Source organism: Raineyella fluvialis, from assembly GCF_009646095.1.
GTDB lineage: Bacteria > Actinomycetota > Actinomycetes > Propionibacteriales > Propionibacteriaceae > Raineyella > Raineyella fluvialis.
On record NZ_CP045725.1, the window covers coordinates 1,729,827 to 1,742,049 of the forward strand.

General features: G+C 63.8%; 4 protein-coding genes. 3 read left to right on the plus strand and 1 reads right to left on the minus strand.

Translation table 11 applies throughout. The features are described from left to right. Positions 1 to 141 precede the first annotated feature (141 nt). Positions 142 to 6,912 carry a PA14 domain-containing protein gene (locus Rai3103_RS07910; protein ID WP_153572133.1) on the minus strand — a complete coding sequence of 2,257 codons (6,771 nt, stop codon included), beginning with the start codon at positions 6,910 to 6,912 and terminating at the stop codon, positions 142 to 144. 202 nt (positions 6,913 to 7,114) lie between these two features. Here Rai3103_RS07910 and Rai3103_RS07915 point away from each other — a divergent pair, with 202 nt between their 5' ends. From Rai3103_RS07915 to Rai3103_RS07925, 3 genes are all read left to right on the plus strand, one after another. Then, complete coding sequence (locus tag Rai3103_RS07915) at positions 7,115 to 8,428, plus strand: ISL3 family transposase (protein ID WP_153573528.1); 1,314 nt, start codon at positions 7,115 to 7,117, stop codon at positions 8,426 to 8,428. 679 nt (positions 8,429 to 9,107) lie between these two features. Next, entirely contained in the window at positions 9,108 to 9,614 is a 507-nt protein-coding gene (locus Rai3103_RS07920; RefSeq protein WP_153572134.1) for a PA14 domain-containing protein, read from the plus strand. A gap of 331 nt (positions 9,615 to 9,945) precedes the next feature. After that, positions 9,946 to 11,943 (plus strand): RHS repeat-associated core domain-containing protein, encoded by a 1,998-nt coding sequence (locus Rai3103_RS07925; RefSeq protein ID WP_153572135.1) that lies wholly within the window; start codon positions 9,946 to 9,948, stop codon positions 11,941 to 11,943. The last annotated feature ends 280 nt before the right edge of the window (positions 11,944 to 12,223 follow it).

The following is a 12,223-nucleotide window of genomic DNA, read 5'->3' on the forward strand; positions in this document are numbered from 1 at the left end:
GCCGGGCAGCCAAGCCCTATTAATCAAGGCGTATGCACTGAGTGCGGCCACCGGATAGATAAAGATCCCCCAAATCACCGGAATCGGGAGCGTGCCCAAGATCCTCGCCCCATGAATCGAAAAGTTCACTCTCTTGACCTCCTATCGGCGAATCCAGCCACGAATCCTCCGCCGCCAGCTGGAATAGAGCTTTGAAACAGATCCTCCATTGTTGTGCCAGTTGCCGTACCCCCAAGCAAGCGACCCTGCGCTGGTGTACGCGGTGACAATTGCTCCACCGTACCACCGCCCACTGGTCAATTTGCGAAACTCGGGCGTTTGCCTCCGTTTCTTGGTAAGGAAGCGGGACGGCTTTCCGAATTGTGCGTAGCGTGCGGCAACGCCGAGGCCAAAGGATGCGGCGGTCCAGATAGTGTCGGCGGCGATCGTTCGTCCGCTCCGTCGTATGGCCTGTCCCCACGTGCCGCCTTGCTGGTGGGCCGCTGCGACGGTCGTGACAGTTCGGACAGTCCACGCCACCGCCGTGACTGCCGCACAAGTAATAATTCCGCCCACGATACAGCCCACTGTTGTGGCGATCCCCAGCCCCAGTGAGATCGCCGTTCGATTCTTCACCAGAAAGTCCAGTATCCCGGTTCCGTCGAGATCAAATTCGTTCACCGGGTCGTTGGCGTAGGCGTAGTTGTTGTCGGTGCCGCCTTCTTTGGGGTCGATGGAGAGGAATCTTCCCAAGGTGGCGATGTAGAGGCGGGCTCCCATCTGGGTGATACCGCCGGTGATGGGGCTGGTGTCGGTGTCGGTGAGTTTCTCGTGTTGGCCGACGTAGCCGTAGCTGGTGCCGGCGGCGGTGTTGCGCGGCGTGGCTGTCACACCCTGCGCGCCGGTGGGTTGGGTGATGGGTGTGGGCAGGACCTCGCCGAAGGGGCCGGTCATGAACGCGCTGATCAGGGCGCCGAGGGCGTTGATGGTGGCGAAGACGTCACCGTGGAGGTTCGGCAGACTGTACGTAGTCGCACCGGCCCCGGTCGCGCCGGTGTCGATCGTGACCAGGACATCACCGGGCAGGGTGAGGTATTTCTGCGTGACCGCCCCCGTCGCGTCGGTGAGGAAATCGGGGGTGTCGCCGGCGCCGGTGAAGCCGTATTTGACGAGGCTGGTCGTGGCGCCGTTCTGTCGGTGTTCGCGGGCGATGATGCGGTTCTGCGCGTCACGGGTGAACACCGTTTCCGTAGTGCCGGACGTGATGGCGGTGTTGCGGTCTCCGGCGTCATAGCCGAACCCGGTCCGGTGGCTCGTATCACCCAGACCGGTGGTGTTCCCGTGGCTGTCGTACTGCGCGTCGGTGAGGGTCGGGTCACTGCTCGACACGAGTTGGTCGGCGTTGTTGTAGCAGTATGTCGTCGCCTGCCCGTTCACGCTCAGGAGGGTCCGGTTGCCGTCCTTCCCCGCGTCATACCCGGGCGTGGCCGGGCAGCTGGCGTCTTGGGCGCCGAAGCCGTAGGCGAACGTGTTGGTGCCGATGGTCGCGCCGGTCAACCGGCCGGCCTTGTCATACGTGTAGGACTTCGCGGCGTCGAGCTCGGTACCGGTCCTGATGTCGCCACTCGTGTAACGGGTCACCTGGTCACTGAGTGTTTGGCCACCCGCCAACGTCCAGGTGTTCCCGTTCTCCCGGCCCAGGCTGTCGCGGGTGATACCGGACAGGCTCAGCCCGGCCGGGTAGCCGACCTTCTGGATCCGGCTGAACTCGTCATAGGTCACGCTAGCCATCGTCGCCGTGTCGAGCTTCTGGGTGGTCAACCTGTCGAAGGAGTCGTACTCGAAGGTCTCGCTGCCGACCGGGCTGGTACGGCTCGTCAACTTCCCGAACGTGTCGAACGTGTTCGTGGTGACCTTACCCATCGCGTCCGTGTACATGATGGTGCGGCCCAGCAGGTCGTTCTCCACCGTGATCGTGCCCGCCTCATCGGTCGTCGCGATGACCAGAGGATTCCCACCGACCGCGTAATCGTTGGTGATCGTACGCCCCGCCAGCGTCTGACCGTTCTCGCTGCGAGAGGGAACGACGATGGTGGTAACCCGACCCCGCGCGTCGTACTGCGTGCACGTCCACGCGTCGTTGTTGTACCTGGTCGCGACGACGTCGCCGGACTCGTTGTAGACCGTCTCGCTCGTGCGCCCGGTCGGCTCGGTCTTCCCCTTCGGCTGTCCGGCCTGGTGGAAGGCCTCGACCGTCGGCGTGCACGGATTGTCGGCGGTGTCGGTACCGGCGTAGTGGCGGTAGGTCGTCTTCGCCCCGCCGGGGAGCGTCTTCGACGTCTGGCGCAGGAAACCCGTGCCCGGGGCCTCGTAGCTGGCCTGGGCGGTGTAATTCAGACCGGCCGGATCCAGGGTCGTACTGGCGACCTGTCCGTAGGCCGGATTGGCGTACTGCGTCGAGCTCGTGACGTTGCCCGCCTGGACGTCGTAGGCGGTCGCGCTGGTGGTCAGGCTGTAGCCGGGCTTGATGTACTGCGCGACATCAGCCGTCTCCGTCCCCCCGGCCGGCGTCATATAGAGGGTGAAATCCGCGGTCGACCCGCCGAGGTGGTAGTAGTCGATCGACAGCCGGTGCGGCACCCCCACCGTGGTGGTGTTGTTGAGTGTGAAGGTCGGGTGGCTGCGTGAGGGGCCGTCGGTCCAGTCATCGATGACCACGGTGTCATTGATACTGACCCGCACCCCGCCGTCGGACACGACCCGGACACCCCAGTTCCCGCTGGTCGGCAGATACAGCTTGCCGATCATCCGCACACCCCAATAGTCCGAGCCCGACGCGACCGGTGACGACGTCCAACTCTTCGCCACCCGGGTGCTGCCCTCGACCAGGTTCGTCGTGTTCAGCAGCGGCGAGCCCTTCAACGACGTCAACCCCCCACCCGCACTCGACGTCCAGTTCGCGGTATTCGTCGCCCACAGGACACCGCCGGTGGAGGTGACCGTGGTGTTGCCGTCGTTGCCGACGATCACCCGGGAGGAGGATCCGCCCATGGTGTTCGTGGCCCACACCGCCGATCCGCCGTTGTAGAGGACGAGATTGCCGTCCGGCTGCATGGTGAGACGATCCGAGGCGACGCCGTTCTTGCCGTTGGCCCAGATGGGACCGCTGGGGCCGTACAGGACGACGTTGCCGTCGGGCTGGTAGGTGAACCGGAAACGGCCGTCGGTCGACCACCGCTCCTGCCCGCGCGTCAGCGTCTCCCCGTTCGAGATCACGGAGCTTTCTCGCTGCGCGATGGCCATGTAGGAGACGGCGGGCCCGTTGATCCCTTCGTCGTAGCCGGTCTTCGTGTGCGGCACATTGGGTGCCTGTGCCGCAACCGGCGTGCGGTCGGTACCGAACCACGTCGCCGGGGCGGGGCCGTAACTGTCGGTCGGCCGGTCTTCACCGTCATAGATGGTGGTGCTCTTCAGGCCCGTCGCGTCGGTCGCGGACAGTTGTAGATCCTTGACCGGATCCCAGTCGGTCGTGTTCGTCTTCCCGGTGAGGTCGGTCTCGCTCGTGGTACGAAGGAGCGAATCGTACGCGATGCGCTTGCTGAACCCGTTCGGCTCGGATGCACCCGTCACGTGCATCTCAGCCTTTCCAGGAGAATAGGTCAGGGTGTGCTCAAGCCGGGAGTCAGTCGCCTGACCTGCGGGTGCTTTGACCGATGTGATGCGGCCCAGGCTGTCATAGGACAGTTCGGAGGTGACTGTGGCGTCGTTGGCCCGCACCCCGGCCGCGATCGCGTCGGCCGCCACGCCATCGCGGATCGTGGTGATGCGGCCGACCGCGTCATACGCATAGTCGGTGATCTGGCCGCCAGGCGCGACGATCCGGACCAGATTGCCATTGGTGTCGTAGTACAGGTTGGTGACGTCGCCATCGCTGGTCTTGAAGGCGCACAGGTCACCGACCGGCGCGTCCGCGAAGCTTGACACCAGGCCGAGCAGGCTGGACGGGTTGTTAGTCCCGTTCTTGTCACAGATGTTGTTCTCTTCGTTGATCCCCTTGTAGTACACCGTGGCAAAACGGGCACTCGTCACACCATCTTCGATACGCACGAGCCGAGACGGATCACCCGCATAGGTGTATTTCAGCGCCGCCGGCTGCCGGTCATCGGCAGGCGAGGTCAGGGAGGTCAGCTTCCCGGTGGCATCGAACAGGTAGGTCCGCCCATCGGTGTCGATGAAGGTGTAGGTGCTGTCGCCGTTCTTCGTCAGATTGCCATCTTCGTTGACCGGCGGCTTGTAGGCACCACCCGTGTAGGTGTATTCGTGCGTGCTTCCGGTGGAGTCCTCCAGGACGATCGAGTTGTACGACGCCCGGAGCCGCTCATAGCCGACGTTCCCGTCGACATCGAGCCCGAGCTTCCACTGATCCGGCAGAACATTCGCCCCGGGCGTCAACCACGTCGCAGGAATCTCCTGGTTGGAGAAACCGTTCCCTTGGATCCGCAGATCCATCGCCGCCGTGCCACTGTGTTCATACCAGTCAATCTGGATCGGCACTGCCGTGTTCGCGGGAAGGGTGACACTGTTCCCCCAGAAGGTACCCGCCTGGTCGGTCCACCGGTCCAGCACCGTCTGCCACGACCCGCTGTTCACCTTGATCCGGATCCCGTCGTCGGCCAACGCGCCGAGCGTGTAGGCCCCTGTCGTGGGCACAGTGATGTAGCCCGTCCAGCGGGCCATGAAGTTGTCGGCCTGCAGCCCCTGAGCGGCACTGCCGACGTCGAAGTTCTGGTTCATCATCGTGTCCTGGCGCGCCAGCATCAGGCGAGACGCGTCACCGGCAGCGGCGTCGAGGTCGTGGGCGTTCGCGTTGTCGGTGTAGTAGCGCCCCATCAGACCGTAGGACCGTGACTGGTTCGACACGTCGGTGTAGAGCCAGTCCTGCGGCACGACCTGCTCACTCACCGCGCCCTTGACGTACAGACGCGCCGTGGCGCCTCCCGTGGCCTCCAGGAACTCGACACGGATCGGGACGACCTGCCCCGCGGTCAGACTGACCTGGCTGCCGTACTGGACACCACCGGCAGTGAACGGACTGTTGTAGACCTCGGCATTGCTCACCCAGATGCGCATCGCGTCGTCGTTGTTGCCACCGAATTGATAGCTTCCCGTCTGGGGAGCGACGAACTGGCCCGTCCACCTGGCATAGAACCAGTCGGATTGAATGTTGCTGGCCGGGGACCCCTCGCCCCACTCGAAATCAACATTCTGGTCACGCCGCGACAACGTCGGCGACGACGACGGGGCGCCGCTGGCGAAACTGTAGTTGGCGGCAACGTTCCAGTAGTCGCCGATCAGCCCCTTCTTCGCCCGGTTCGGTGTGTCGTAGGCCAGACTCAGCCCGATGTCACCGCCCAACGCGCTCATGGAGTGAGTGGCCGCCGACAGGGTCGCATTCCCCGTCGCCAGATCGGTCCCGACCGGACCGATCGTGTCATAGCTCTGCGTGCTGTCCTTGCCCGTACGCAGATCAACCTTGAACCGGTGGACCGCGCCCTCGGTCAGTTGACTCGTCGCCGTGACGTCACGGGTATAGACACGCCAGTAATACGTCGTGCCGTCCTGAAGAACCCCGTCCGGCACCGACCAGGTGAAACTCGCCCCCCAGTCGGAGTTGATGACCGCCCCGCTCTTCCCGTCGGTGTTCGTCGCCACGCTGAAGCGATACTGCACAGCACCATCCGGATCCGTCACCGGCGAGACCTTCAACGTCGGCTGGGTGTCGACGACGACCTGCCCGTCCGCCGGCGCGACAACCGTCGCCTCAGGAGTCGGCGAATCGTAGTTGATGGTGGCTACGATGCTCTGATACGGCTTGTACGTCGTATAGGAGCCCTCCTCCCCCCAGAAGCTCCAGATCGCACCCCAGTCGTTGTTGTCGATCGTCTGCTGTAACCCGCCGGTGAAGTCGATGTCAAAATCTGTCGCCTGGCCACTGGACGCACCGACCTGCGTACCCTGACACGAGTAGCCCCAGCAGTTGGCGTGTCCCATGGTGATCCAACGGCCATTCGTGTCACCGCCGATACCGGCCTTGAAGTAGCCATGCATGGTGGCGTTGAGAATCTTCTTGCCGGCCAGGTCGGTGTACGGGAACTGAATGTAGGAGCGCCAACTCTTCCAGCCATTGTCGTACAAGGTTCCGATATTCGCATAACAATTGCTACGATCGCACCTGTAGCCATCGGACTTGAACATTCGATAACTCGTCATGTCCTTCCCGAGGCTCGGATCAATCCGCATCGGGAAAGACGTGACCGGCTGGGCCTTCACCCAATCACCGTCCACTGCAACAGTGATACCATCGGCTTGCGCGGTCGGCCTCTGCGCGACACGGGATTCACTGAGCACGCCACGATCCTGCAGACTCAGCGTGAGAGCACTGAAACTGTACTCCTCCGGCAGCCCCTCGACCGTCAACTCCCCCTGTCGGGACGGATGATCGATCACCCTACCGCCAGTGACCGAGAAAGTCAGTGTCGGCTGAACATCGGGGCTCTTCAGGATGAAGATCTCTTTGACCGATTCGCCGCGCAACTCGTACTCGAGGTCAACATTCGGCCACGCGTCTTTGTAGACGACACTATTGGCGCCCTGCTGGACCGGCTTCACATCCTGTGCCCCGACAGGTCGCATCACGATCGACTTACCGGCAACATTGATCGTGACGCCCTCAGAAAGCGGTCTGATATCGGCATCCATCATGCCCGCCCTGCCCGTGAACTGCTCAGGGGCGGGCGCCTGTGGCTCCGTACCGGTTATCCTCTGCCACAGTGTCGGGTCCGGCGCCGGCTGCGCGACGGGGACAAGAGTGTTGTCGATTTCCTTCCAGACTGTCCCGTCCAAATAGTTGCGTTGATCGACCGAATACTCCAACGTCTTCGTGCCGTCATTGTTGACATACGTCGACGTGAAAGCTGTGCGCTTGTCGAGCTCCTCGGACCTATGGCGGCTCTTCGCAGTTGAGGGTGTAGGTGCGCACTGAACTGGGGCCGACTCTGGGACATGGGCGTGAAGAAGGGCCCTGGGTTGGAAGATGGAGGTTCTCTACGCCGTCATCGCCAAGCCCAAGGCCCGTATGTCCCAGCCTACGTCACCCCTGTCCACTCCTTGCCTGGACGAGTTCTGCCGCCTCGATCGTCTCGGCCTGACGGTGGTCGGCCAGCAGGTCGCTCCCGACCACACCGTTCTGGTCTGCCACGTCGTCGCGCCCGGTGACGTGTGTCCCGCGTGCGGGCAACGCGGGACTGCCCGCGACATGGTGACCCGCCGACTGGCGCATGTCCCGTTCGGCTGGTGGCCGACGATCCTGCACGTGCGGGTGCGCCGCTACCGGTGCTCGCAGTGCCGCAAGGTGTGGCGCCAGGACCTGCGGCCGGCCGCCTCGGCGCGGGCGAAGCTGTCGCGTGACGCGGTGACGTGGGCCTTGCGCGCGTTGGTGATCGATCGGATGTCGGTCGCCCGGATCGCCCAGGCGCTGGGCGTGGCGTGGAACACCGCGAACAAGGCCGTCCTCGCCGCAGGCCGCCAGCTGTTGATCGCCGACCCTGCCCGTCTGGGCGGGGTGGAGGTGATCGGGGTCGATGAGCACGTGTGGCGCCACACCCGCCACGGCGAGCGCTACGTCACGGTGATCATCGACCTGACCCCGATCCGTGACCACACGGGCCCGGCGCGCCTCCTCGACATGGTCGAGGGACGTTCGAAGAAGGTGTTCAAGGCCTGGCTCGCCGACCAGACCGCAGCGTTCCGCGCCCGGGTGGAGGTCGTCGCGATGGACGGGTTCACTGGCTTCAAGACCGCCGCTGTCGAGGAACTGCCCGACGCGGCGGAGGTGATGGACCCCTTCCACGTCGTCGCCCTCGCCGGAGACAAGCTCGACCAGACCAGACAGCGGATCCAGCAGGCCACCCGCGGGCATCGGGGCCGGTCGGGTGACCCGCTCTACGGCATCCGCCGGGCGTTGCGGACCAGCGCCGGCCTGCTCACCGACAGGCAGATTGCCCGGATCGGAGCGGTGTTCGCCGACGACGCCCACGTCGCCGTCGAGGCCACCTGGGGCGTCTACCAGCGGGTGATCGAGGCCTACCGACAGCCGTCACGGGCCGACGGCAAGCAGATGATGACAGCGCTGATCGCCTCGATCTCCCACGGGGTCCCGAAGGCGTTGGGTGAGGTGATCACGCTGGGACGGACACTGAAACGCCGCCGCACCGACATCTTGGCCTACTTCGACCATCCCGGCACCTCGAACGGGCCGACGGAGGCGATCAACGGCCGACTGGAACACCTACGCGGCACCGCCCTCGGCTTCCGGAACCTTGTCCACTACCGGCTACGAGCACTGCTCGACACCGGGGGCTTCAGACCCCGACTCCACTCTCTTTTGTGAAGAGCCCCTATGGCCCTTCGGGTTCGCGATCGTCGGCTGAGGGGACACGCCAGCCTGCTGCGTAACAACGGTCCGCTGTTGCACCTCGGCCGACGTGAGGGGAGCAAGCTTGTAGTTCGTGTCGAAAGTCTTCGCCGGGGTAGGCGGCGCCGCAAGCGCTTTCATACCTGGCTGAACAAAGTTGAACGACAAACTCAAGACAAGGACCAGGAGAACGAGCCGGGTCACATGCCCCGGCAGTTCCTCTTCTCCCACCGTCCCCTCGACGAGCCCGTCCCCATCGCATGCCCCCTCCACATAGATCCCCGGGCCCCCGGTGTCATGGAGGAAAGCTATCGGCCCACATCGGGCAGCTCCGCCGGGAATTCAACTCGGTAAGCGTGAGATGTGTCTCATCACAGCTTTCATCCCCACGAATCCGACGCACCTCGGTCGATCAGCGTCGCGGTGGCCGGCCGCTCGCCCACCGCGACGCGGGTACCCTTCCCTGCCGGCAACACCCGTACGACATACCGGCCGAGGGTGTCCCGATTCTCGCCGCGACCGAGCGAGGCCACAGCACGCCAGGGATTGACCTCGCGATAGCGCAGGTCTGGGGTGAGGCCGAGATGAGACGGACCTCACGCTCGTACCCCGGGACCGAGCGGCGCTGAACGATACAGCCCGATAGCTTTCCTCCATGGCTCCGGGGGAGGGTTCGGTTGGCCCCAGGACCCATGGTCAGGAGGGGTGGTCGACAAATGGGCGCTTCGGTCACCGCCCCAATGGTGTGAAGTCGGCGACCGACACCGCGAGTTGGACGTCGTCGCCGGTCGTGTCGGGGTCTGACTATTGGGGTGTGCGGATGATCGGCAAGTTGTATTTGCCGACCAGTGGGAGCTGGGGTGTCCGGGTCGTGTCCGACGGCGGCGTGCGGGTGAGTATCGATGACACGGTGGTCATCGATGACTGGACCGACGGCCCGTCGCGTAGTCACCCGGCGTATTCGTTGAACAACACCACCACCGCGGGCGTGCCGCATCGGCTGTCGATCGACTATTACCACCTTGGTGGTGCGACCGCGGATTTCACTCTCTTTATGACGCCTGCCGGGGGACGGAGACGGCTGATGTCGCGCAGTACATCAAGCCCGGCTATGGTCTCGCGACCAGTGCCACCGCCTACGATGCGCAGGCGGGCAACGTGACCGCCACGACGCAGTACGCCAATCCCGCGTATGGGCAGGTGAGTAGTACGACGCTGGACCCGACGGGTCTGAATTACACCGGCCAGGCCGGCTACGAGGCGCCGGGAACGGGTTTCCTGCGCCAGACGTCGAAGACGCTGCCCGGTGGGGCGGCGACGAGCTACCGTCACTACGCCGGTACCGACACGGCTGACAACCCGTGCACGACGACGGTCGAGGCCTTCCACCAGGCGGGGCGGGCGAAGGGGAAGACGGAGCCGACCGGGCGCACGTCGGAGACGGTCTACAACGAGTCCGGTGACGTCGTCGCGACCAGGTACAACAACGACGCGTGGACGTGCACCCAGTACGACGCGCGGGGCGGGTTACCACTACCGTCGTTCCCTCTCGCAGCGAGAACGGTCAGACGCTGGCGGGGCGTACGATCACCAACGACTACGCCGTCAATGGGAATCCGTTGGTCATCGCGACGAGCGATGAGGCGGGCACGATCACCGTGGAGAACGACCTGCTGGGCCGCACCATCAAGTACACGGACGCGATGGGTAAGGTCACCACGAACACGTTCGACACCTACGGCAAACTGACCAGCCGCACCAGTCCACTGGGGGTCGAGACGTTCGAGTACGACTCCTTCGACAGGTTGACCACCCAGAAGCTCGACACCGCGACGATGGCGAGCGTGACCTATGACGAGTTCAGCCGGATCCAGAAGGTCGACTACCCGGCCGGGCTGAGCCTGTCCGGTATCACCCGCGACACGCTGGGCCGGGAGAACGGGAACACCTACACGCTGGCCGGTGGCCAAACCCTGGCCGACCAGGTGACCCGCTATACGAGCGGTGACATCAAGAACGGCACCGAGCTCAGCGCCGCGAAGTCCTACACGTATGACAAGGCCGGCCGGCTGACCGGCGCGACGATCGGCGGCAACACGTTCGCCTACGGCTTCGGCGCCCAGGACGCCAGCTGCCCGGTCACGCCGGGGTATGACGCGGGGAAGGAGGGTAATCGGACCAGCCTGAGCGTGAACGGGCAGGCGACGACCTACTGCTACAACAACGCCGACCAACTCGTGTCGAGCAGTGACCCGACCCTCACCGACGCGCAGTACGACAGCCACGGGAACACCACCGGTCTGGGTGATGCGACGCACCGGACCGGGTTCGGCTACGACGCCGGAGACCGCAACACCGCCATCACGTCGGGCACGACCCAGACGCTGTTCACCCGTGACGCGCAGAACCGCATCATCGCCCGGGAACACCGCCAGAACGGTGCCACGACCAGCCTCGTCAAATACGGCTTCACCGGCGCCGGCGACACTCCCGACTTCCTCACCGACGCCGCCGGCACGGTCACGCAGAAATACCTCACCCTGCCCGGCGATGTCCTGGCCACGATAGACACCGGCGCGACCGGTGCCGACGCCGCCACCTACAGTCTGCCGAACCTCCACGGTGACGTGTTCGCCACCATCAACGCCCTCGGCGCCCTGATCAGCGCGTTCATGACCGGCCCCTTCGGCGAAGTCCTCCCCACCCCGATCACCCAACCCACCGGCGCGCAGGGTGTGACAGCTACACCGCGCAACACGGCCGACGGGACGACCTACGGCTACGTCGGCCAGCACGAGAAGATGACCGACACCGACACCAGCCCGATCGCTGGGGGCATCACCCAAATGGGCGCCCGTCTCTACATCGCCGCACTGGGACGCTTCCTCTCCATCGACCCCCAAGAAGGCGGCACCGACAACAACTATGCCTACGCCAACGATCCGGTTAACCAATACGATCTCGACGGAAACTTCAGTTGGGGGAGCGCCTGGAACGCCACCAAGAACTTCGTCAAAGACAACTGGCAAGGGATCCTGGTGGGTGTTGCGGTTGGCGCAGTTTGTGGAGCAACCATGGGGATCGGTTGCGCAGTCGTCGCTGGTGCATTATTTGGGGCGGCTCTTGGCGGAGCTGTCTATGCCGTGAGCGTGCGGGGCAAAGTTACTTCGGGTGGGATGCTTCGGGCTATGACTGGTGGGGCAGTCAGTGGCGCCTTTACCCGATTTGGAATTGGAAGGGTCGGGGGCAGTCTCAGCCGCGCCGTAAACAGGAGATTCACTAAACATGCTCTGGAAAGGGTGTCCGAAAGGGGCGGTTCAAGGGTGCATGCCTTAATTGCTCGACGTTTTGGGAGATATGAGGGCTTGAGGGTTGACGATAAGCGAAGGTGGTCATACGTACGCTCCACGCCGTATACAACTGTCGCAATAAATAGCCAAAACAAGATAATCACCTATGTGAGGAAGACGAAGAAGTGGTGGAGACTGTAGGTAGCTGCGTAAAGATGGTGTCTGAAATCCTTTACAACGGGATATTGGGTGAGACTTGTCCGGAGTATCCCCGTGACGAGTATGACAGTGAGGCTCGCCTGCTTGTAGATGAGGTGCTCCGCCGAAGCGTTGCAGGCAGAGTTTCCACAATGGATATATCCGATATATTGGCCTCCATTTTCACGGATAGCTTCGCTGTGAAATATGAGGCCTATGAATTCGAGGATCTGGCGCGGTTGATCCATTTGGCTTTACATGCATGTACTTGACGCCGCCGTGG

What these genes read in the sequence shown, in the direction of transcription:
- Rai3103_RS07915 (WP_153573528.1), top strand. Translation starts at nt 7,115, where the DNA reads ATGTCCCAGCCTACGTCACCCCTGTCCACTCCTTGCCTGGACGAGTTC.
- Rai3103_RS07920 (WP_153572134.1), top strand. Translation starts at nt 9,108, where the DNA reads ATGGCTCCGGGGGAGGGTTCGGTTGGCCCCAGGACCCATGGTCAGGAG.